26 protein-coding genes and 1 pseudogene are annotated in these 20567 nt (G+C 46.2%); 6 read left to right on the top strand and 21 right to left on the bottom strand.

Annotated features, from left to right (window positions below):
* Positions 1 to 10: 10 nt before the first annotated feature.
* The 10 genes from A3CS_RS1000000112230 to tpiA form a co-directional block, all read right to left on the bottom strand.
* On the bottom strand, positions 11 to 433 hold the full coding sequence (locus A3CS_RS1000000112230) for a transferrin-binding protein-like solute binding protein (RefSeq protein ID WP_284692485.1): 423 nt from the start codon (positions 431 to 433) through the stop codon (positions 11 to 13).
* Positions 434 to 560: 127 nt separating this feature from the next.
* Positions 561 to 776: a hypothetical protein gene (locus A3CS_RS1000000112225; protein ID WP_233143747.1), complete on the bottom strand. Its 216-nt coding sequence runs from the start codon at positions 774 to 776 to the stop codon at positions 561 to 563.
* Between the two features lie 297 nt (positions 777 to 1073).
* Positions 1074 to 2420 (bottom strand): acetyl-CoA carboxylase biotin carboxylase subunit, encoded by a 1347-nt coding sequence (accC, locus tag A3CS_RS0104360; RefSeq protein ID WP_005547575.1) that lies wholly within the window; start codon positions 2418 to 2420, stop codon positions 1074 to 1076.
* Between the two features lie 42 nt (positions 2421 to 2462).
* Positions 2463 to 2930 carry an acetyl-CoA carboxylase biotin carboxyl carrier protein gene (gene accB / locus A3CS_RS0104355; RefSeq protein WP_005547578.1) on the bottom strand — a complete coding sequence of 156 codons (468 nt, stop codon included), beginning with the start codon at positions 2928 to 2930 and terminating at the stop codon, positions 2463 to 2465.
* A gap of 123 nt (positions 2931 to 3053) precedes the next feature.
* Positions 3054 to 3530: a type II 3-dehydroquinate dehydratase gene (gene aroQ, locus A3CS_RS0104350; protein WP_005547582.1), complete on the bottom strand. Its 477-nt coding sequence runs from the start codon at positions 3528 to 3530 to the stop codon at positions 3054 to 3056.
* A 98-nt stretch (positions 3531 to 3628) separates the two neighbouring features.
* Positions 3629 to 4630, bottom strand: a complete 1002-nt coding sequence (gene menC, locus A3CS_RS0104345; RefSeq protein ID WP_005547584.1) for an o-succinylbenzoate synthase — start codon at positions 4628 to 4630, stop codon at positions 3629 to 3631.
* The gene (locus A3CS_RS0104340) at positions 4611 to 4940 is read right to left on the bottom strand and encodes a nucleotidyltransferase domain-containing protein (RefSeq protein ID WP_005574816.1); all 330 of its coding nucleotides are present in this window, start codon (positions 4938 to 4940) and stop codon (positions 4611 to 4613) included. The genes menC and A3CS_RS0104340 overlap by 20 nt, the downstream gene beginning before the upstream one ends.
* Positions 4922 to 5341 carry a nucleotidyltransferase substrate binding protein gene (locus A3CS_RS0104335; protein WP_005547589.1) on the bottom strand — a complete coding sequence of 140 codons (420 nt, stop codon included), beginning with the start codon at positions 5339 to 5341 and terminating at the stop codon, positions 4922 to 4924. Before A3CS_RS0104335 ends, A3CS_RS0104340 begins: the two co-directional genes overlap by 19 nt.
* Before the next feature lie 39 nt (positions 5342 to 5380).
* The gene (gene menB, locus A3CS_RS0104330; RefSeq protein ID WP_005547592.1) at positions 5381 to 6238 is read right to left on the bottom strand and encodes a 1,4-dihydroxy-2-naphthoyl-CoA synthase; all 858 of its coding nucleotides are present in this window, start codon (positions 6236 to 6238) and stop codon (positions 5381 to 5383) included.
* Between the two features lie 111 nt (positions 6239 to 6349).
* The gene (gene tpiA, locus A3CS_RS0104325; protein WP_005574817.1) at positions 6350 to 7117 is read right to left on the bottom strand and encodes a triose-phosphate isomerase; all 768 of its coding nucleotides are present in this window, start codon (positions 7115 to 7117) and stop codon (positions 6350 to 6352) included.
* 172 nt (positions 7118 to 7289) lie between these two features.
* On the opposite strand from tpiA, the gene A3CS_RS0104320 reads away from it, so the two are divergent.
* Positions 7290 to 7733 (top strand): hypothetical protein, encoded by a 444-nt coding sequence (locus A3CS_RS0104320; protein WP_005547595.1) that lies wholly within the window; start codon positions 7290 to 7292, stop codon positions 7731 to 7733.
* A gap of 73 nt (positions 7734 to 7806) precedes the next feature.
* Here the strand turns inward: A3CS_RS0104320 and hemN are convergent, their stop codons facing one another.
* The 8 genes from hemN to rppH all read right to left on the bottom strand — a co-directional run bounded on the left by hemN (position 7807) and on the right by rppH (position 14207).
* Positions 7807 to 9174: an oxygen-independent coproporphyrinogen III oxidase gene (hemN, locus tag A3CS_RS0104315; RefSeq protein WP_005547597.1), complete on the bottom strand. Its 1368-nt coding sequence runs from the start codon at positions 9172 to 9174 to the stop codon at positions 7807 to 7809.
* A gap of 18 nt (positions 9175 to 9192) precedes the next feature.
* Complete coding sequence (locus tag A3CS_RS0104310; RefSeq protein ID WP_005540740.1) at positions 9193 to 9627, bottom strand: DUF2489 domain-containing protein; 435 nt, start codon at positions 9625 to 9627, stop codon at positions 9193 to 9195.
* Between the two features lie 12 nt (positions 9628 to 9639).
* On the bottom strand, positions 9640 to 10200 hold the full coding sequence (yihI, locus tag A3CS_RS0104305; protein ID WP_005547599.1) for a Der GTPase-activating protein YihI: 561 nt from the start codon (positions 10198 to 10200) through the stop codon (positions 9640 to 9642).
* 100 nt (positions 10201 to 10300) lie between these two features.
* On the bottom strand, positions 10301 to 10828 hold the full coding sequence (gene tadA / locus A3CS_RS0104300) for a tRNA adenosine(34) deaminase TadA (protein ID WP_005547601.1): 528 nt from the start codon (positions 10826 to 10828) through the stop codon (positions 10301 to 10303).
* A gap of 325 nt (positions 10829 to 11153) precedes the next feature.
* Positions 11154 to 12005, bottom strand: coding sequence for a thymidylate synthase (locus A3CS_RS0104290; protein ID WP_019518268.1), 852 nt, complete (start codon positions 12003 to 12005; stop codon positions 11154 to 11156).
* On the bottom strand, positions 12002 to 12799 hold the full coding sequence (gene lgt / locus A3CS_RS0104285; RefSeq protein ID WP_005547605.1) for a prolipoprotein diacylglyceryl transferase: 798 nt from the start codon (positions 12797 to 12799) through the stop codon (positions 12002 to 12004). The genes A3CS_RS0104290 and lgt overlap by 4 nt, the downstream gene beginning before the upstream one ends.
* A gap of 8 nt (positions 12800 to 12807) precedes the next feature.
* The gene (locus A3CS_RS0104280; RefSeq protein ID WP_005547607.1) at positions 12808 to 13605 is read right to left on the bottom strand and encodes a sulfite exporter TauE/SafE family protein; all 798 of its coding nucleotides are present in this window, start codon (positions 13603 to 13605) and stop codon (positions 12808 to 12810) included.
* A gap of 2 nt (positions 13606 to 13607) precedes the next feature.
* Entirely contained in the window at positions 13608 to 14207 is a 600-nt protein-coding gene (gene rppH, locus A3CS_RS0104275) for an RNA pyrophosphohydrolase (protein ID WP_005547610.1), read from the bottom strand.
* Positions 14208 to 14426: 219 nt separating this feature from the next.
* Between rppH and rbsD the strand changes: the two genes are divergently transcribed.
* From rbsD to rbsK, 5 genes and pseudogenes are all read left to right on the top strand, one after another.
* Positions 14427 to 14846, top strand: coding sequence for a D-ribose pyranase (gene rbsD / locus A3CS_RS0104270; RefSeq protein WP_005547612.1), 420 nt, complete (start codon positions 14427 to 14429; stop codon positions 14844 to 14846).
* A gap of 10 nt (positions 14847 to 14856) precedes the next feature.
* Positions 14857 to 16365, top strand: coding sequence for a ribose ABC transporter ATP-binding protein RbsA (gene rbsA, locus A3CS_RS0104265; protein ID WP_005547614.1), 1509 nt, complete (start codon positions 14857 to 14859; stop codon positions 16363 to 16365).
* A pseudogene (rbsC, locus tag A3CS_RS0104260) lies at positions 16362 to 17326 on the top strand (ribose ABC transporter permease). Before rbsA ends, rbsC begins: the two are co-directional and overlap by 4 nt.
* 21 nt (positions 17327 to 17347) lie before the next feature.
* On the top strand, positions 17348 to 18229 hold the full coding sequence (rbsB, locus tag A3CS_RS0104255; protein ID WP_005547618.1) for a ribose ABC transporter substrate-binding protein RbsB: 882 nt from the start codon (positions 17348 to 17350) through the stop codon (positions 18227 to 18229).
* 82 nt (positions 18230 to 18311) lie between these two features.
* Positions 18312 to 19223 (top strand): ribokinase, encoded by a 912-nt coding sequence (rbsK, locus tag A3CS_RS0104250; RefSeq protein WP_026161174.1) that lies wholly within the window; start codon positions 18312 to 18314, stop codon positions 19221 to 19223.
* A gap of 110 nt (positions 19224 to 19333) precedes the next feature.
* Here rbsK and cspE read toward each other — a convergent pair whose 3' ends face one another.
* The 3 genes from cspE to A3CS_RS0104235 form a co-directional block, all read right to left on the bottom strand.
* Positions 19334 to 19543 carry a transcription antiterminator/RNA stability regulator CspE gene (cspE, locus tag A3CS_RS0104245; RefSeq protein WP_005547622.1) on the bottom strand — a complete coding sequence of 70 codons (210 nt, stop codon included), beginning with the start codon at positions 19541 to 19543 and terminating at the stop codon, positions 19334 to 19336.
* 537 nt (positions 19544 to 20080) lie between these two features.
* Positions 20081 to 20341, bottom strand: coding sequence for a hypothetical protein (locus tag A3CS_RS0104240; protein ID WP_015971265.1), 261 nt, complete (start codon positions 20339 to 20341; stop codon positions 20081 to 20083).
* The coding region (locus A3CS_RS0104235; RefSeq protein ID WP_019518267.1) for a DUF4376 domain-containing protein at positions 20322 to 20567 on the bottom strand (246 nt) is incomplete at its 5' end. The genes A3CS_RS0104240 and A3CS_RS0104235, both read right to left, overlap by 20 nt.

Below are 20567 nucleotides of genomic sequence, written 5' to 3'. Positions count from 1 at the left end.
CCATTAAGAACTATGGATTAGGTTTAGCACTGTCATCTTTTTTTGCACCAAACGCACCATACCAAGGTTTGTCTCCTGATCTATGAAATGCGCCAGCCAATGCTTCGGCATTATTACCATAGAATTTACCCTCCACGGTAGCCTCGCCAGATAAATGCTTAGATGTAGCTTTTCCCTCAAAACTGTTATTAGAAATAGTTGCATTCATATTAATTACTTGAGAATCAGCGGACATATTTTTACGTTCTAAGGTTCCTGGCCCAAAGATAAATCGACCATCTAATTTTTTTGACCCAAAATCAGCTCTAATTTCTGCTTTACCTTTTGTTAATTGCTCACTAGCTCCGATAGGGGCGCCATCACTCTTCTGACCACCTATAACTACACTACCGGAATAGCGGACTTCACCCGCATTAGGAATATTTTTAGCAATTTCTCCATTGTAAAATACTTGATCATTAGGGAAATCTTCTGTCTTAGAAGATAAATAACCATATTGATAAAGGCTATTGTTCTCGCCTATAAAACTATAACTATCAGAATCTTCAAGTAGATTAATTTTATGTCCAGCAATATCTAACGCTTTTTAGATTTGAATTACTATTTATTGAAGTTTTTGATACATCACCTTTTTCTGAAACTGAAAATACAGCGCCAGTATTAACTACAGGTGTCGGAGTACCGGAACCACCGCCGCCACTTCCGCAAGCTGTAACGGTTAATGATGTTAATACAATAAGACTCAATTTTGAAATTGAGTGTTTAAAATTACTCATAAAAAAACTCCTTAGAAATTAAAGTAATAGTCTAATATTTAATTAATAATCCCACTAAATTTTATAACTGCTTGAAATTTTTAAGTGGACGTAATCGCATAAACTGCTTGGGCAGTTTAACACAATAAACAAAATACGTTTATTGAAAATTAATAAAAGTGCGAAAAAAAACCGGAATATTTTATTCATAAGCTCATTTCTTTGCTTACCTATCCCTAAAACGTTCTTTAACACATTGAAAAACTTTGTTTTTTCTGACCGCACTTTATTAAATTAAGTTAAGGCTAAATATGCGGCTTATTCGTGCATACCTAATTTTTTCTCCAAATAGTGGATATTAGTGCCACCTTTTTGGAAGTTTTCATCGTCTAAAATAAGATCATGTAACGGGATATTGGTTTTAATACCGTCAATGATAGTTTCCGATAGCGCATTTTGCATACGACGAATCGCCACTTCACGGACATCACCGTAAGTGATGAGCTTCGCGATCATAGAATCATAGTGCGGCGGAACCGTATAACCGGCGTAAATATGGGAATCCCAACGCACGCCCAATCCACCCGGCGAGTGTAAATGCACCACTTTGCCCGGCGAAGGCAGGAAGGTTTTCGGATCTTCCGCGTTAATACGGCACTCAACAGCATGCCCTTTCACTTTAATATCTTCCTGTTTAAAGGAAATTGGCAAGCCGGAAGCGATACGTAATTGTTCTTTCACCAAATCCACACCGGTGATCATTTCAGTCACCGGGTGCTCTACCTGAATACGGGTGTTCATTTCAATGAAATAAAATTCACCGTTTTCATATAGGAACTCAAACGTCCCCGCACCGCGATAACCGATTTCTACGCAGGCTTTCGCACAGCGGGAACCGATGTCGCGACGCACTTCTTCGGTAATGCCCGGGGCCGGTGCTTCTTCAACCACTTTTTGGTGGCGACGCTGCATGGAGCAATCACGTTCTGCAAGATATACTGCGTTGCCGTGGGTGTCGGCTAACACTTGGATTTCCACATGACGCGGATTTTCCAAGTATTTTTCCATATAAACCATGTCGTTGTTAAAAGCGGCTTTGGCCTCCGCTTTGGTCATCGCAATGGATTCTTCCAAAGTATCTTCACTACGCACCACGCGCATACCACGACCGCCACCGCCACCGGAGGCTTTGATAATAATCGGGTAGCCGATACGTTTGGCGATTTCTTTATTTTTCGCGATGTCGGAACTTAACGGACCGTCAGAACCCGGCACGCAAGGCACGCCGGCTTTTTTCATGGCGTTAATGGCGGATACTTTATCACCCATTAAACGAATCACATCAGCGGTCGGACCGATAAAAATGAAACCTGAACTTTCCACCTGCTCGGCGAAATCGGCATTTTCGGAAAGGAAACCATAGCCCGGGTGAATGGCATCGGCGCCGGTCACTTCGGCGGCGGCAATAATCGCCGGGATATTTAAATAACTTTTTGCCGATTGGGCAGGACCAATACATACGGTTTCATCGGCAAGCAGAACGTGTTTCAATTCACGGTCTGCAGTGGAATGTACGGCAACGGTTTTAATGCCTAATTCTTTGCAGGCGCGCAAAATTCGCAGTGCGATTTCACCGCGATTGGCAATGACAACTTTTTCTAACATAATAAATTCATTCTTTGTTTAAATTATGGTCTGTTGTGCTAATTATTCGATAATAATCAACGGCTCATCAAATTCAACAGGATCACCATCATTTACCAGAATAGCTTTAACTACACCTGCTTTATCCGCTTCAATGCGGTTCATCATTTTCATCGCTTCAACGATACAAAGGGCGTCGCCTACTTTCACAGTTTGACCCACGTCAACAAAAGCCTTCGCTTCAGGGCTTGGGCTGCGATAGAAAGTTCCCACCATCGGAGAACGGATTTTATGTCCGGCAACTTCTTCGGAAGCCGCAGGCGCTGCAGCTGGGGCAGGACTTGCTGCCGGTGCGGATGGGGTCGGTGCGGCAACAGGCGCAGCCGGTGCCGCCATTGGCACGGTATATTGAACGGAAGCCGGAGAACCGCGATTAATACGAACCGATTCCTCACCTTCGGAGATCTCAAGCTCCATAATGCCCGATTCTTCGACGAGTTCGATTAATTTTTTAATTTTACGAATGTCCATAATTGTTTCCTAAAAGATGCAAATTTCAACCGCACTTTTCGTGAAAAAAGTGCGGTCCGGATTAAGTTTAAATTTTTGCCCGAGAGATTACCTGAAAATAATCATTTTGGCGACAAAATTCTGTTATTTTTCGTCAATTTTCGCTGAATTTCGCTTTTCTGCCAGATAATTTAACGCGAATTGCAGGGCAAATTCGTAACCCTGAGCGCCACAGCCGCAAATCACGCTTTCCGCCACATCGCTGAAATAGGAATGGTGACGGAACGGTTCGCGTTTGTGAATGTTGGACAAATGCACTTCCACAAAAGGAATCGCCACCGCCAATAACGCGTCTCGCAAGGCAACGCTGGTATGCGTATAAGCGGCAGGATTAATGATAATAAAATCCACTTTTTGAAAACTTTGATGGATTTGTTCGATTAATTTTTCTTCGCTATTGGCTTGAAAGCAGGTTAATGCGACGCCTTGCAGCCCTGCCAGCTGGTGCATTTTGGCTTCGATCATGCCTAAAGATAAATGCCCGTAATGGCTCGGCTCACGCACACCTAACATATTCAAATTCGGACCGTTTAACAGCAAGATATTGTGTTTTGATGACATATTCTACTCCTCTCATTCACTTGCTTATTAAGGATTTAATGATTTTCCACTTTTCGACTGCATTAATTTGTAAAACGTCGCGAAAACCTACCGCACTTTTAATCTACTTTAACTTCGCTAACAAATTCGGAATCCAATCCCACCAAAGGCAAATCGGAACCCGGCCAGCGTCTCACCAATTGATAATCCATTAAACTTAACGTATCCAGCCCCGGCGTGACATTCGGCGTATATTGCTGCGCCATGCGCGCCAGTTGGGTTAACCCGAAGCTGCTTTCGATACTGGAACTGATCACCGCTTTAATCCCCAGCACGTGCGCTTGTTCAATCAATGCGGTGCAGCGTTCGATAGATCCCACCAAGGTCGGTTTAATCACGATCGCCGCCAAGTGCGGTTCTTTTTCCACGCAAAAACCAGGTTCACGCACGCTTTCATCCCAGGCGATATTAATGCCTGTTTCGGCGGCGAATTGACGGCTTTCCTCACGGGTTTTGCACGGTTCTTCCAAAAACTGGATGCGCGCACGGTGCTCGGGTTTCACATATTTGGCGAAAAGCTGTGCTTTAGCGGGGGTCCAGCTGCGGTTGGCATCCAAACGAAGTTGCAAATCGGGAATAGCTTCCAACAACATATCCGCAATCATGCCGTCGCGGTTGGCTTCATACATGCCCACTTTAATCTTGGCGACCTTTTCGCCCTGCATCCGATCCAGCGGTTCATACAACTCATCCGGATCGCCATAACACAACGGCGCCACCTGATAGTTCCCCTCGTCGTCCAATCTGCCTTTCATTTCCATCAACGCACAACTTAAACCGAACGCCACGGAAGGATATAAATCCGGCGTGAGTTCCAGTTTCACATTGCAACTGCGCGCTTCATCCCATTTTTTCAGCCATTCAATTGCCTGCGCCTGCGCCTCGTCTAAAGTTTCTTGGCTAAATTCCGGCAACGGCGCGATTTCGCCCCAGCCTTCGTTTTGCCCGCAGCAAACTTTCACTAATAAACCCTCACGTTTTTTCAAAAAATGGTTACGTAAAATCAGTTGGGAATCGACAGGAATGGAATAGCGGTAAAGATTATAACTTCGATTCGTCATCGTTTTCTCTTTGATAAAAGACTTGACCTACTCGATCAATATGTTCAATGAAATCAGGATTTGGCAGTTGATGATAAATAGATAAATCAAATAAATACGGCGAATCGGAATCATCCAATTCACCCGCAATCTTCAACAATACAGAATAAGTAAGATTTTCACCTTTTAGGGTTAAATCAACATCGGAACCTTCCCGATAGTTTTCTTTTGCCCTGGAACCATAAATAACTGCCGTTTCAATCTCAGGATATTTTCTCAAAATCGAATGGATCTGCTCAATAGATTTATCGCTTAATCCAAATTTTGACATAATTGTTCAACCCGTTGTTTAAATTGAAGAAAAAGGGGCAAATAAAGTGTCATAATTTTACTAAACTCTTGCGCCAGGATTTTTTCATCATAGGTATGCACGGTGATATTTCGACTTTTCACCATTTCAAGCCATATATCACCTTGTTGAATCAATCCACGATTAAACGCCATGCGAGTGGCGGTACGGGAACCCAAAATATCCACAACACCTTCCGACTGTAAAATATCCTGCATTAATTTCCATGCCAGTTCATGGGTAAACTCAAAACGCTGAATAATGCCCTCCTTAATAATATCAAGATTGGTATCTGCATACTCATGAAGTGCGGTTTCAAGTTGATTTAACGCTCTCTTATAATTTTCAAAGCGTTGCTTCCAACGAACATCATCTTGCTGCATATTCTATTCCTAATGAGTTAACCGTACGAAGCAGGGAAATTAAGGATTACGTTTGAACTTGCCGAAATCCGGGGCGCGTTTTTCGTTGAAGGCGTTGCGCCCTTCCTGTCCTTCTTCGGTCATGTAGAATAACATGGTGGCATTGCCGGCGAGTTCCTGCAAGCCGGATTGACCGTCACAATCCGCATTTAACGCCGCTTTCAGGCAACGTAAGGCAATCGGGCTGTTGCGTAACATTTCACGACACCAGTGCACGGTTTCTTTTTCCAACTCGGCATAAGGCACAACGGTGTTCACCAAGCCCATATCCAAGGCTTCCTGCGCGTTGTACTGACGGCACAGAAACCAGATTTCGCGCGCTTTTTTCTGACCGACGATACGCGCCATGTAGCTTGCGCCCCAACCGCCGTCGAAAGACCCCACTTTCGGTCCGGTTTGTCCGTAAATGGCGTTATCGGCAGAAATAGTGAGATCGCACATCATGTGTAACACATGACCGCCGCCGATGGCGTAACCCGCCACCATTGCCACTACCGGTTTCGGGCAGGTGCGAATATCACGTTGGAAATCCAATACATTCAGATGATGCACACCGCTGTCGTCTTTATAGCCGCCGTAGTCGCCGCGCACTTTTTGGTCGCCGCCGGAACAAAACGCTTTTTCGCCTTCACCGGTTAATACGATAACGCCGATCTTTTCGTCGAAACGCGCGTCGGCAAAAGCGTTAATCATTTCTTTCACGGTTTGCGGACGGAACGCGTTGCGCACTTCCGGGCGATTAATCGTGATTTTGGCAATGCCGTCGGTGGATTTGTAGTAACGAATATCGGTGTAGCCCGCGCTGTGATCGATCCATTCTACCGGCGCATAAAGCACATCATCTTTTGGATTTTGCATGAGAAATTCCTTTAAATTAAGGTTAAAAAAGTGCGGTCATTATAGCGGAAGTTTGTGAAATCTGAAAACAAAAAGGGTCGGCTTGACCGACCCTGAGCAGAAGAAAGGAAATTAGTTTTTCGCTTTTGCCGCTGCTTTTACGATAACCGCAAATGCCGGGGCTTTTAAGGATGCGCCGCCCACCAATGCACCGTCAATATCCGGTTGGGTGAACAATTCCGCCGCGTTGGCATCGTTTACGGAACCGCCGTATTGAATAATCACTTGGTCGGCAACCGCTTGGGATTTTTTCGCGATATGACCGCGAATGAACGCGTGTACCGCTTGCGCTTGCGCCGGAGTGGCAGATTTGCCGGTGCCGATTGCCCAAATCGGTTCGTAGGCAATCACCGCGCCATTGAAGGCTTCCACGCCTAACAGGTTAATCACCGCGTCAATTTGACGGGCGCACACTTCTTCGGTTTTTCCTGCTTCGTTTTCCGCTTCGGATTCACCGATACATAACACCGGCACCAAGCCCGCTTCTTTTAACGCACCGAATTTTTTCGCCACGAATTCATCGCTTTCTTTATGATAAGTACGACGTTCGGAGTGACCAATAATGATATATTTCGCGCCGAAATCTTTTAACATTTCGGTAGAAATATCGCCGGTGAATGCGCCTTTCACGTTCACATCAACGTTTTGTGCACCTAAAACAATTTGACTGCCAACCAGCGCGGCTTCCGCTTCCGCCAAATACATCACCGGTGGAGCAATTGCCACATTACAACCGGTCACACCATGCAATTCTTCCTTCAAACCGGTAATTAATTCTCTGGTGAACGCTTTGCTACCGTTTAATTTCCAGTTACCCATAACTAAAGGACGACAAACCATTTTTTTCTCCTTAATTTAATTGAATAAAAACTGCACCTACTATAACAAAAATCGCCCGCTTTTTCGGTAAAAAAATCACCGTTCTAAAAAATTTTCTTTGCAACAGATGATTCTTTTGGGGTAAAAAGATACAATCTACTGTATAAATTTAACAAAAAATGACCAATTGCCCATGATTAAAATTTTCAAAGCTGAACAATGGAACGTAGAAACCCTCCTGCCGTTATTTGAAGCCTACCGTCTTTCCCACGGCATGGCGGAAAACCCGGAACGGACGTTCACTTTTCTTTCCAATCGTATTCGCTTCGGTGAAAGTATTTTTTTCCTCGCGCTCGATCAATCGCAACAGGCAGTCGGTTTTATTCAGCTTTACCCCCGCCTTTCCTCACTTCAATTACAACGTTATTGGCAATTAACGGATATTTTCGTGCGCGACGGCAATCAAACGAACGACATTTACACCGCACTTATCGCCAAAGCCAAAGAATTTGTCAGCTACACCCAATCCACCCGCTTGGTGATAGAACAAGACAGACAACAACACCATTCGCTGGAACAGGAAGGCTTCCGCTTAAATCCGAAGAAATCGGTGTTTGAATTGAATTTGGCAGGTTGATGAGAAAAAGTGCGGTGGAAATTTACCGTGAATTTCCACCGCACTTTTGTTGGCGTAAGGGCGAACCTACATCTTAAATAATCCGCGAAAACTGTTGTTGTTTTGCTTGTGCGCGGGAATAGGTGTCGAAACACAAACAAATATTGCGAATCAACAAACGCCCTTTGGCGGAAACGGTGATTTGTGCTTCGCCAATGTCCAGCAAACCGTCGGCGGCTAAAGGCGCCAGCAGTGCTAAATCCTCGGCGAAATATTGTTTAAAATGAATATGATATTGTTGTTCGATCGGGGCGTAAGCGAATTTAAAGTTACAAATCAATTGCTTAATCACATCACGACGCAGACAATCTTCTTTGGTCATGGCTAAGCCTTTATGCAACGCAATGCCGTGCATGTCCACCGCCGTATAATAGGCTTTTAAGTCCTTTTGATTTTGTGCGTAAGTATCGCCGAGCAGGCTGATTGCCGACACGCCTAAGCCCAGCAAATCACATTCTTCCTGCGTGGTGTAGCCTTGGAAATTGCGGTGTAGCACGCCTTTTTGTTGCGCAATGGCAAGTTCGTCATCGGGTTTGGCGAAATGATCCATGCCGATAAATTTGTAACCGGCGTTGCCCAGCGTTTCGATGGTTTTTTGCAGAATTTCCAGTTTCGCTTCCGGTTTCGGCAACTGCCAATCCTTGATTTTCGCCTGTCCGGCAAAACGGCTCGGCAAATGGGCGTAGTTGAATACGCTTAGACGATCGGGGTTGAGTTCAATCACTTTTTGCAACGTGAACATAAAACCATCAACGGTTTGGAACGGCAAGCCATAAATTAAATCCAGATTGGTGGATTGAAAACCTAGCTCGCGGGCGCGCACCAACAGCGCGTTGACAAAATCCTCATCCTGCTCTCGATTGACCGCTTTTTGCACCTCTTTGTTGAAATCCTGTACGCCCATGCTGATACGGTTGAAACCGATGTGGCGCAAGTGTTCAAGCATGGAAAGTTCGATTTCACGGGGATCCATTTCAATGCTGATTTCCGCGTTGTCGGCGATATTGAAATGATCGCGTAGCATTTGCATCAAACGGGAAGATTGCGCTTCCGTTAAATAGGTCGGCGTGCCACCGCCCCAGTGTACTTGGGTTGTCACGCGATCTGCAAATAATTTCGACCGCACTTGTATTTCCCTTTCCAGAAAATCCAAATAAATATCCGCTTTGTGCTGATGGCGTGTGATGAGTTTATTACAAGCACAGAAATAGCAAAGTTTGTGGCAAAACGGAATGTGAACATATAAGGACAGCGGGCGCTCGGGGTAACGTTGCGCCGCTGCAGTGAAATCGTCATTGGTGTAATTTTCGCTAAATTCCAGCGCCGTCGGATAAGAGGTATAACGCGGACCGGATTGGTTATATTTCTGAATTAATGCTAAATCCCAAATAATCTCGGACATTACATTTTTCCCCACTCTTTATAATGTTTGAATATCGGTCAACAGCCGATGCAGTTCCAATTTAATTTTACTTTCAAGTTCCGCTTCAGCGCTTTCGCGGCGCAAATCCAGGCGCATTCTTTCGTTCTTTTTCAATTCTTTACGCGCATTGTGGGTGGGCATACCTTCCACCATTTCATACAATTGCCACATGGCAGGATAATTTTTAAGCGCCATGCCCACAGGTTCCAGCAACATTTTCAAACGCAGCACGCCTTCCGACAAATTACAATCGCCGTTCAACATGGCTTTGGCGATAATTTCCAGGCTTTCTTTAATGCGATTGATGCGATTTTGGCGGGCAAGTTGCAAGGCTTTTTTCTGTTTTTGTAACGCGAGCAATAAATACACAGCATAGCCGATCATGCCCGCAACAATACACACGGCCGCAATGAGTAAAAGGATTTTCCACATAATCTAAAACATTTATTTGAATTGATTGATGTCGATTCGCTCGAAAGTGCGGTATAAATCTTCGTCGTTTTCCTCGTCTTCCGCAATACCCAATTCGGTCATTAATTGCTCGACGCGCGCCAAACATTCATCCACAAATTGCTGATCCTCGGCAGACAGTTTCTTGCCTTCATCTAATTGATCCAACAACTGATGTAAGCATTCATTATTTTCCAACTGTTCCAATTCCAGCATCGGATCCAATTTTGCTTTAGGCTCGGCTTTCGTGGCGGAAACGGCTTGCGCTTTTTGCGGTTTATTCACAAATTCCACTATTAACGGCACTTTTTTGCGGCTACCGAGACGCGGATCCTGCGCTTCTTTTACCTGTTCGGCGTTTTTACTCTCCGCCGCACTGTGACGGGAGCCCGAACTCAAACCTTTGTGTTTGCGCTTTTTCTTCTCTTCACGCGCTTTCGCGTCGAGTTCATAACGTGTGGCTTTGCGACCTGAATAGGGTTGCTCCGATTTTTTATCGGCTTTGCGCGCCGGCATAATATCCGTAAGGCGGCGGGTCTTTTTCTGACGGGACATACATGCTCTCTTTGGCTAATAAAATTGATCGGCGATTGTATCACTCTACGGGCAATTTAACGAGGGGTATTCAAAAACGCCGGTAAAAAGCACCGCACTTTTAGGCGCTGGAAGGCATTTCGACAGTCGCCTGACGTGCCAATTTCGCTTCCTTTTGCTGTGCGCGGCGTTTTTGGAAGAAGGCGCTGAGTTTTTCGCTGCATTCCTGTTGCAGTACGCCACCGGTGATTTCGATAGCGTGATTCATTTTGTAATCATCGAAAAAATGAAAACGAGAACCCACCGCGCCGGTTTTGTAATCGGCAGCGCCGAACACCAAGCGTTTAATACGGCTGTGTAAAATCGCCCCGGCGCACATGGTGCAAGGCTCAAGGGTCACATATAAGGTGGTGTTAAGCAGACGGTAATTTTGCAACTTCTGCCCTCCTTGACGCAGCGTGACAATTTCCGCGTGTGCGGTGGGATCGGAATGGATAATGGATAAATTCCAGCCTTCACCGATAATTTCCCCCGCTTCACTCACTAACACAGCCCCCACGGGGATTTCCCCCAAAGCTTCGGCTTTGCCCGCCAACATTAGGGCATGGTGCATAAATTTTTCGTCGAGCTGGGTTTGGGATTCGGTCATGATTGAGTTCAGTTAGAGTTAAAGTGCGGTTGTATTTTAAAATGTTTTTTATTTTCCTCTCGCCCGCTTTCGGGAGAGAGACCGACGAAAATTGCATTCAACAATTTTTGTCAGAGAGAGGAGGATACGAACTTTATTTCCCCCCTCTCCCTCCGAAAATCCCTCGGATTTTCTCCACCCAATACTCGCTTCACTCGCCCCTTCGGGGTCGTTGGCAGAGCCAACGCTCAAATGCAAGCATTTGTCCCGTAAACGGGCGAGGGGAAAATGAGCGTCAATCACGGTGAAAATAAAAAACATTTTAAAAACCGACCGCACTTTTTCGTTACACGGAAAACGGATATTTAATCGGTTCGTGGCATTGGTAGCCCGTGACTTTAAAATCGTCCATAGTGACCCAGGCTTCCAGGTCTGCCAGGGATTTGATGTCCGGATTAATTTCCAGCGTCGGCGACGGGAACGGTTCGCGTTTTAATTGCACATCGCGCATAAGTTCCAGCTGGTCTTCGTAAATGTGCGCGTTGACGATTTGATGAAACGCCTGCCCTGCTTTTTTGCCGGTAATTTGCGCCATCAAAGCAAGAAACGTGAACACTTGGATTTGGTTGAAATTCAAGCCGAGCGGCACATCACAGGAGCGTTGGTAGCTGGTGAGATATAAAGTGTCGTCAAGCAGGGAAAAAGTGTGGGTGTGCATACAAGGACGCAGGCAGCCCAGATCAAATTCGCCCGGGTTGTAGAATGTCAAAATCTCGCCGCGATCGTCGATACCTTTGCTCAGGTTGTTGACAATTTTGCGTAGCTGATCCAAATGCTCGCCGTTAGGTTTGCGCCAGCTTCTGCCCTGTACGCCGTACACGCGCCCCATATCATCGGTACCTTTACGGTGCGGATTGTTTAACCACGCCTGGTTTTCGTTAGCGTTGGCATCCCAGGTTTTAGTACCGAGCTTGCGAAAATCGGCGGCATTATCGTAGCCGCGAATATAGCCTAAAAATTCGGCGATGGCGGCTTTCCAATAGCTTTTACGGGTGGTAATCAACGGAAATTGATTGTTTACCACGTCGTAGGTCAGGTTGGCGTTAATCACCGTTAAGCAGCGTTTGCCGGTGCGTTCGTTTTCCACCCAAACGCCTTCATCAATAATGCGTCGGCACAAATCTAAATATTGTTTCATTTTTTCACCGCACTTTTTTTGTATGCCCAAAGTATGATTAACATGCCGCCGAGAATCATCGGCAGGCAAAGCAATTGCCCCCGCGTGATGACGTCAAGGAACAGCTCCACGTCCGGCTCGCGTACATATTCGATAATAAAGCGGAAGCAGCCGTAACCGATAAGGAATAAACCCGCTACCGCCCCCATCGGGCGCGGTTTGCGAATAAACCAATTGAGAATCAGGAACAACACCAGTCCTTCCAAAAAGGCTTCGTACAATTGCGACGGGTGGCGAGGCAACAGTAGAGGATCCGTCGGGAAAATCATCGCCCAAGGCACATCCGTTTGGCGTCCCCATAATTCCAGATTGATGAAATTACCGATGCGCCCCATACCCAAGCCGAAAGGAATTAACGGCGCCACAAAATCCGCCGTCGCCCAGAAATTGCGTTTCTGCGCTTTGGAGGTGAGGATCATGGCGATAATCACACCGATTAAGCCACCGTGGAAGGACATACCACCTTCCCAAACGCGGAATAAATACAGCGGATCTTGCAGAAAATGGTCGAGATTATAGAAGAACACATCGCCGATACGCCCGCCCAGAAATACGCCCATGAAACCGTTAAATAACAGGGAATCCACTTGCTCTACGGTCCAGCCGCTGTTCGGTCGTTTGGCGCGACGCACGCCTAACCAGCGGGCAAAAATAAACCCGAGCAGGTACATCAAGCCGTACCAGCGCAGGCCGATAGGACCGAATTCAAAAATGGCGGGGTCGAAATGGGGCAATATAAGATAATCTGAATTCATAACTTTCCTTATTTCAACAACATATTTATCGCCACCACAATTAAAAAGGCGGCAAAGGCTTTCTTCAAGGTCGGCACCGGCAGTTTACTGGTGGCACTGGCGCCGAGTTTGGAGGTAAAAAATGAGGTCACGGTAATGCTCAACACCGCCGGCAAATACACAAAACCGATGGAATACGGCGGCATACCCGGTGCGTTCCAGCCGCTCACCATAAAACTTAACATGCCGGCAATGCCCATTAACATTCCGCAGAACGCGGAAGTACCGATGGCTTTTTTAATATCCACATTGCGCGAGTTTAAAAATGGCACGATAAACCCGCCACCACCGATACCCGCCACGCTGGCTGCCATGCCGATGAGACCACCACCGATAATGGAGGCTAACGGGGTGATTTTCTTATTGGGATCAATGTGTTTTTGTTTAATGGAAAGCACCATTTTTGCCGCTAAATACACCACTAAACAGGCGAATAATTTACTGGAAATTTCGTGCGGTAATTTGCTGATATATTGACTGGAGACAAAAGCGCTGATCATTAAGGCGGGCGCAAAATATTTTAAAGTTGACCACACAACGTTGCCCAGTTTGTGGTGCCGTTGCGCGGAGGAAAAGGCGGTAATCACAATGGTGGCAAAAGAAGTACCAAGTGCGGTTGGCATGAGCAGCGAATCGGGCACACCGACGATAGGCAATAAATACACCAACATCGGCACAATCACCAGCCCACCGCCGATGCCGAATAAACCGGCTAAAAAGCCGGCAATACAACCGGCAAGTAAGCAGAAGAGAAAAAAGGTTAACATAATTATCCTTTGTATTTATATGATGGGCGTTTTGAATGTTTGGAATTGTTGTGTTTTTTCGACGGGGAAACGCGCCTATTTTCTTCCGACGCACTTAGTTCCTTCGGTTGCAATAACCCTTTGTTATTTTCATCAAATAACACCGAGGCGAATTCCTTCATGGCCTTGCGATATACTTCTTTTTTGAAAGACACCACCTGACGCACCGGATACCAAAAACTGACCCAACGCCAACCGTCGAATTCCGGGATTTTGCTGCATTGCATATTGATATTTTTGCTGTCGCCGATGAGTTCCAGTAAAAACCAACGTTGTTTTTGTCCGATACACATTGGTTTAGAATCAGAACGCAACAAACGTTTCGGCAACTTATAACGTAACCAATGTTTGGAAGCATGCAGCACCCGCACATCTTTGCGTGTTAAACCCACCTCCTCAAACAATTCGCGATACATCGCCTGCTCGGGCGTTTCACTACAATTAATTCCGCCCTGCGGAAATTGCCAGGAGTTTTGTCCGTATCTCTTCGCCCACAGCACTTGCCCCTTATTGTTGCAAATAACAATGCCTACATTCGGACGGTAGCCATCGGAGTCGATCACTATCGTATCCTTACTTTTAATCTTTTAAATTCAAACAACGGTGAATTGTTTCACAAACTGCCCGTTAGCACAACTTATTCTTATAAAACGGCAAAAACGAAGCAGCAAATCCACACGCCGTTTTTTGATCCACTTCACAAAACCCGGTTTATCTGTTTTCGCTTTTTGTCGATTTCTTCTACACTTACACCGCGTGTTAATTTATCAAAAGGAGTGATGATGAAAAAAACCATAATCCTCAACGCCCAACTCTCTCATTGCATTGCCACGCTGGGACACACCGACGGTTTAACCCTCTGCGACGCGGGTCTGCCGATCCCCACCCAAGTTGAACGTATCGATCTCGCCTTAACCAAAAACATCCCAAGTTTCCTCGCCTGCTTAGATGCCATCGTCAGCGAAATATTTGTAGAACGGGTGTTACTGGCGCAGAAAATCCAAGAAAAAAGTCCCGAAATTCTGACCGCACTTTTAGCCCGCCTGAACAAACTGGAACAGCAACAAGGCAACCGAATCGCCATAGAATACGTTAGCCACGAGGCGTTCAAACACGCCACCGCGCGAAGCAAAGCTATCGTACGCAGCGGCGAATGCTCGCCATACGCCAATATTATTTTGTATTCCGGCGTGCCGTTTTAACGGAGGCGTTATGCAGCAACCTCTGTTAAAAATCAGCGGCGTTGATAAATCCTTTCCCGGCGTGAAAGCCTTAAGCAACGCCGGTTTGTCCGTGTATGCCGGGCACGCCATGGCGTTAATGGGAGAAAATGGCGCGGGCAAATCCACCCTGATGAAAGTGCTCACCGGCATTTACGACAAAGACACAGGAAGCATTGAATATTTAGGAAAACAAGTGGCGTTTAAAGGTCCGAAAGATTCTCAGGAAGCGGGCATCAGCATTATTCATCAAGAACTCAATTTGGTAGGCAATTTAACCATTGCAGAGAATATTTTTCTCGGACGGGAATTTACCAAACCTTGGGGCGCCATTGATTGGCAACGCATGTATCGGGAAGCGGATAAGTTGTTGGCACGTCTGGGTGTCACCCACAGCAGCCAAACCCTTTGCGCTACGCTTTCCATCGGCGAACAGCAAATGGTGGAGATCGCCAAAGCCCTTAGTTTTGAATCCAAAGTCATTGTTATGGACGAACCCACCGACGCGCTCACCAACACCGAAACGGAAGCCTTATTTAAGGTAATCCGTGAGCTCAAGGCGGAAAATCGCGGCATTGTGTATATTTCCCACCGAATTAAAGAAATTTTTCAGATTTGCGATAATGTCACCGTGTTGCGCGACGGTCAGTTTATCGGCGAAAGTGCGGTGGAAAATTTAGATGAAAATCGTCTTATCGAAATGATGGTGGGTCGTCGTTTAGAAGAACAATATCCGCGTCTGGAACGGGCACCCGGCGAAGTGCGCTTGACGGTAAACCATCTCAGCGGCAGCGGCGTACATGATGTCTCCTTTGCATTGCGCAGCGGCGAGATTCTCGGTATTTCCGGCTTAATGGGCACCGGTCGCAGCGAATTAATGAAAGTGCTTTACGGTGCGCTGCCGCGAGAATCCGGTGAAGTGCGGTTAAATCAACGGGCGATTTTGAATCGTACGCCACAGGAAGGCTTACGTAACGGCATTGTGTATATTTCCGAAGACCGCAAAGGCGACGGGCTGATTTTAGGTATGTCGGTCAAAGAAAATATGTCCCTTACCGCGTTAGATTATTTCGCCAAAACCTTTCATATCGACCGGGCGGCGGAACGCATGGCAGTGGATGATTTTATCATGTTATTCAACATAAAAACGCCAAGCCGGGAGCAACCCATCGGGCTTCTTTCCGGCGGCAATCAACAAAAAGTCTCCATCGCCAAAGGCTTGATGACCCGTCCGCAGGTGCTGATTTTAGATGAGCCAACGCGTGGCGTAGATGTAGGCGTAAAAAAAGAAATTTATCAGCTCATTAATCAATTCAAAGGAGAAGGCATGAGCATTATTTTGGTCTCTTCCGAAATGCCCGAAGTGTTGGGCATGAGCGATCGCATTCTGGTGATGCGGGAAGGACATATCAGCGCCGAATTTCAGCGGGCTGACGCCACACAAGAAAAATTATTGGCAGCCGCCATCGAAAAACTCAATTCACAAGAGGCGATAATATGACTGAACAACAAAATATAAAGTTAGGTAAATTTTTACTGGAACAACGCTCAATTATCGCCTTATTGGTGCTTATTGGCGTCGTGTCGGCGATTAATCCCGATTTTTTCAGCGTGGATAATATTCTCAACATTTTGCGCCAAACCTCGGTAAACGCCATTATCGCCGTCGGCATGACTTTCGTGATTTTAATTGCCGGCATTGATTTATCCGTAGGTTCCATTCTCGCACTGACAGGGGCTTTCGCGGCAAGTATGGTGGGCGCGGAATTGCCGGTGTTATTGGTGATTCCGCTGGTTTTACTCATCGGCACGTTGCTCGGCGGCATCAGCGGCGTGATCGTCGCCAAAGGAAAAGTGCAGGCGTTTATTGCCACCCTAGTAACCATGACGTTATTACGCGGCGTCGCCATGGTTTATACGGACGGTCGCCCGATTAGTACCGGTTTTTCCGATACCGCTGATGCCTTCGCGTTTCTCGGCACCGGCTATTTATTCGTCATCCCGCTTCCGATTTGGTTAATGGCAATCGTGTTTTTAGTGTCTTGGTATGTGCTGAAACACACCAAAATAGGACGCTACATTTACGCCCTCGGCGGCAACGAAGCGGCAACCCGGCTGTCCGGCATCAACGTTAACAAAGTGAAAATTTTCGTATTTGCCGTCAGCGGCTTTCTATCCGCCCTTTCCGGACTTATCGTCACGTCCCGCCTCTCTTCCGCCCAACCCACTGCGGGTGTGTCTTACGAATTAGATGCCATCGCAGCGGTTGTGGTGGGCGGAACCAGTTTAATGGGCGGCAAAGGTCGGGTCATGGGCACACTCATCGGCGCGCTGATTATCGGATTTTTAAATAATGCACTGAATTTACTGATATTTCCTCTTACTATCAAATGATAGCAAAAGCATTGGTTATTCTGATTGCGGTTTTAGCAGATAACTATTTAGGCAGCAAAAAACTTTAATTCACGTTCAAGGAGAAGCGTATGAAAAAACTAACCACATTAGCCACCGCACTTTTATTGAGTTTCAGCACCTCAGCACTGGCGCAGGACACGATCGCCCTCACCGTTTCCACACTGGACAACCCGTTTTTCGTATCCTTAAAAGAAGGTGCGCAGAAAAAAGCCGATGAACTGGGCTACAAACTGGTGGTGCTGGATTCTCAAAATGACCCGGCGAAGGAGCTGGCAAACGTAGAAGATTTACTGGTGCGCGGCGCGAAAGTGTTGCTGATTAACCCGACCGATTCGGAAGCGGTAAGCAATGCCGTCGCCATCGCCAATCGCAATAAAATTCCGGTTATCACCTTAGACCGTGGTGCGGCAAAAGGCGAAGTGGTGAGCCATATCGCATCCGACAACGTTGCCGGCGGCAAAATGGCAGGCGATTTTATCGCGCAAAAACTTGGTGCCAATGCCAAAGTCATTCAATTAGAAGGCTTGGCGGGCACTTCCGCCGCCCGTGAACGGGGCGAGGGCTTCAAGCAAGCGGTTGCCGAACATAAATTTGATGTACTTGCCAATCAACCGGCTGATTTTGACCGCACGAAAGGCTTAAATGTGATGGAAAATCTGCTTGCCACCAAAGGCACGGTTCAAGCCGTATTCGCTCAAAATGATGAAATGGCATTAGGCGCATTGCGCGCGTTATCCGCCGCCAATAAAAAAGTCCTCGTGGTTGGCTTTGACGGCACCGATGACGGCATGAAAGCGGTAAAAAGCGGAAAAATGGCGGCAACAATCGCTCAACAACCGGCGTTAATCGGCGAACTTGGCGTGGTGACGGCAGACAAGGCAGACAAATTGCTTAAAGGCGAAAAAGTAGAAGCCAAAATTCCGGTAGATCTCAAAGTCATCAGCGAATAATGCGTCGCCACACAAAAAGTGCGGTCGTTTTTACAAACGTTTTTGAAGAGCGCGCTGTGCGTTCTTTTTTTCAGGAGGGATTATGTGCGCTAAACTCGTTGTGCTCGGCAGCGTTAACGCCGATCATATGATTCGTGTCCCGCGTTTTGCTCGCGCCGGTGAAACGTTACGCGGCTCCGGTTACCGCATTGCTTACGGCGGCAAAGGTGCTAATCAGGCGGTAGCTGCCGCACGGTTAAAAGATCCAAACACGCAGGTGGATTTTATCGCCTGCCTTGGTAACGATGACATAGGTCGTACCATGAAAGCCGCTTTTGCAAAAGACGGCATTAACACGGCGACCATAACTCAAGTTGAGCAGGAAATGACGGGGGTCGCTATGATTCAAGTGGCGGACAACGGCGAAAACAGCATTGTAATTAACGCCGGTGCCAATGCCTGTCTGGACGAACATCTCGTTTCCTGTTATGCCGCGCATATTCAACAAGCGGATGCCTTGTTAATGCAGCTGGAAACCCCTCTTTCGGCAATTTGTAAAGCGGCGCAAATCGCCAAACAAAACGGTACAAAAGTGATTCTTAATCCTGCGCCGGCGCAAGCATTACCGGAAGAATTGCTCCGGCAGTTATATATGATTACACCAAATGAAACGGAAGCGGAAATCCTGACGGACATTAAAGTGGAAGATAAAATCTCGGCAGCACAGGCGGCAAAAAGATTCCATCAACTAGGCGTGCAAATCGTGCTTATTACCCTGGGTGCCAAAGGGGTTTATTTCAGTGAAAATGGTCAGGGGCAAATTATCGGCGGTTTTCGCGTAAAAGCGAAAGACACCACGGCAGCAGGCGATACCTTCAATGGTGCCTTGGCGGTTGCGTTACTGGAAGGAAAAACATTGACGAATGCCATTCGCTTCGCCCACGCAGCGGCGGCAATCAGCGTCACCCGCGAAGGTGCGCAGCCCTCAATTCCGAGAAGCCTTGGATTTTCTTGAAAAGCAGGGATAAAAGTGCGGTGATTTTTTACAGCGTTTTTAGATGTAGAAAATCGAAGGATAAAAAACGAACCCTTTAAACAAAGGGCTCACTTTATTGGGAATGGGGATTAAACCACTTCAACTTCAATTGCTGTCGGTCCGCGTTGGGAATTCTGTACGTTATACGCCACATGGTCGCCTTCGTTTAAAGTACGGAAATTGTTACCGACGATGCCGGAGAAATGTACGAATACATCTTTTGAACCATCCGTGGGAGCGATAAAACCAAAGCCTTTTATGGAGTTAAACCATTTTACGGTGCCGTTTAATTTAGACATGTTGTCTTCCTTCTTAAAGTAATGAAATTATATGCTTGCAAAAGCATGAACCGCTAGCGATTTGACTTAAACAGAGATGGATAAATAGAATCTTCAAAGCGCAAATTTAAAACTTGAATGAGGAAGAACCGAAATAACTAACTTACTGAAGTGATTGTCTAGCGTGGAGCGCATTAGAACACACCCGGGAAATGAAAACAATCTATTTTATTGAATTTACATGCTTGTCTAATCAGCTTTCGGTTAAAACGAAAAAAATCCTATCAATTTTTATTGATAGGATTTTGGAATTTGGTGGAGATAATCGGGATCGAACCGACGACCTCTTGAATGCCATATTTGAAAGCCTATACATAAATCATTGTAAAACAATGCCTTACGCCTCTTGCTTATAAATTAATCGTAGTCATCAGAAGCAAATAGCAGCAGTTAGCCGTTTATCAATGGCACAAATATGGCACACATCAACACACATGCAAACCTCATAAAACGAGGAAAATAAAATGACACTTCACGACATTACCCGCCGTTTTTTTGCTATTGAAAGTCCTGAGTGTATTGTCGGCGATTAATTTCGCTTTCGTACGCCTTTTTGCAGTGATTTTTGTCGAAAAACACGGCATTTATGACGCGATACCAAACGCACCAGCGCTTTTTAGGCTTTTCCGCGAGGATTGCGCGGCGGTAAGTGCGGCTTGACAATGTTTCGTCTGCCGCTCCGCCGATTAGCGCATTAAATAACTGATCGATTGCCACGACCACATGGTAGCCCCAAATTTTAATTTTCTTTATCTGCATAGGTTTTGCTCCATCCGGTTGAATAATTATAGTTTAATGGCTCCGCTGACTGCTCCAATGCTAATTTGTGCTTTGTTGCAACTTGATGATTGTGCATCTTGGAATCTTTCAATTCTTTGAATAACGCTTTCATTTTTTCGTGGTCCATCATGACCACATCATTTTCATACGTCGTCCACGGCACCGTTTCATCACCCAACACATCAAACGCTGCTTTCAGCTCAAT

Origin of the sequence: Aggregatibacter actinomycetemcomitans DSM 8324 (assembly GCF_000372365.1) — a bacterium.
Lineage (GTDB): Bacteria > Pseudomonadota > Gammaproteobacteria > Enterobacterales > Pasteurellaceae > Aggregatibacter > Aggregatibacter actinomycetemcomitans.
Note: the sequence above shows the minus strand (reverse complement) of the source record. Positions and strands in the feature narration are given on the sequence as shown.

Bases quoted from the DNA above. Each gene is read 5' to 3' on its own strand.
- A3CS_RS1000000112225 (WP_233143747.1), bottom strand. From the start codon at position 776: ATGAGTAATTTTAAACACTCAATTTCAAAATTGAGTCTTATTGTATTA.
- accC (WP_005547575.1), bottom strand. From the start codon at position 2,420: ATGTTAGAAAAAGTTGTCATTGCCAATCGCGGTGAAATCGCACTGCGA.
- accB (WP_005547578.1), bottom strand. From the start codon at position 2,930: ATGGACATTCGTAAAATTAAAAAATTAATCGAACTCGTCGAAGAATCG.
- aroQ (WP_005547582.1), bottom strand. From the start codon at position 3,530: ATGTCATCAAAACACAATATCTTGCTGTTAAACGGTCCGAATTTGAAT.
- menC (WP_005547584.1), bottom strand. From the start codon at position 4,630: ATGACGAATCGAAGTTATAATCTTTACCGCTATTCCATTCCTGTCGAT.
- A3CS_RS0104340 (WP_005574816.1), bottom strand. From the start codon at position 4,940: ATGTCAAAATTTGGATTAAGCGATAAATCTATTGAGCAGATCCATTCG.
- A3CS_RS0104335 (WP_005547589.1), bottom strand. From the start codon at position 5,341: ATGCAGCAAGATGATGTTCGTTGGAAGCAACGCTTTGAAAATTATAAG.
- menB (WP_005547592.1), bottom strand. From the start codon at position 6,238: ATGCAAAATCCAAAAGATGATGTGCTTTATGCGCCGGTAGAATGGATC.
- tpiA (WP_005574817.1), bottom strand. From the start codon at position 7,117: ATGGTTTGTCGTCCTTTAGTTATGGGTAACTGGAAATTAAACGGTAGC.
- A3CS_RS0104320 (WP_005547595.1), top strand. From the start codon at position 7,290: ATGATTAAAATTTTCAAAGCTGAACAATGGAACGTAGAAACCCTCCTG.
- hemN (WP_005547597.1), bottom strand. From the start codon at position 9,174: ATGTCCGAGATTATTTGGGATTTAGCATTAATTCAGAAATATAACCAA.
- A3CS_RS0104310 (WP_005540740.1), bottom strand. From the start codon at position 9,627: ATGTGGAAAATCCTTTTACTCATTGCGGCCGTGTGTATTGTTGCGGGC.
- yihI (WP_005547599.1), bottom strand. From the start codon at position 10,200: ATGTCCCGTCAGAAAAAGACCCGCCGCCTTACGGATATTATGCCGGCG.
- tadA (WP_005547601.1), bottom strand. From the start codon at position 10,828: ATGACCGAATCCCAAACCCAGCTCGACGAAAAATTTATGCACCATGCC.
- A3CS_RS0104290 (WP_019518268.1), bottom strand. From the start codon at position 12,005: ATGAAACAATATTTAGATTTGTGCCGACGCATTATTGATGAAGGCGTT.
- lgt (WP_005547605.1), bottom strand. From the start codon at position 12,799: ATGAATTCAGATTATCTTATATTGCCCCATTTCGACCCCGCCATTTTT.
- A3CS_RS0104280 (WP_005547607.1), bottom strand. From the start codon at position 13,605: ATGTTAACCTTTTTTCTCTTCTGCTTACTTGCCGGTTGTATTGCCGGC.
- rbsD (WP_005547612.1), top strand. From the start codon at position 14,427: ATGAAAAAAACCATAATCCTCAACGCCCAACTCTCTCATTGCATTGCC.
- rbsA (WP_005547614.1), top strand. From the start codon at position 14,857: ATGCAGCAACCTCTGTTAAAAATCAGCGGCGTTGATAAATCCTTTCCC.
- rbsB (WP_005547618.1), top strand. From the start codon at position 17,348: ATGAAAAAACTAACCACATTAGCCACCGCACTTTTATTGAGTTTCAGC.
- rbsK (WP_026161174.1), top strand. From the start codon at position 18,312: ATGTGCGCTAAACTCGTTGTGCTCGGCAGCGTTAACGCCGATCATATG.
- cspE (WP_005547622.1), bottom strand. From the start codon at position 19,543: ATGTCTAAATTAAACGGCACCGTAAAATGGTTTAACTCCATAAAAGGC.
- A3CS_RS0104240 (WP_015971265.1), bottom strand. From the start codon at position 20,341: ATGCAGATAAAGAAAATTAAAATTTGGGGCTACCATGTGGTCGTGGCA.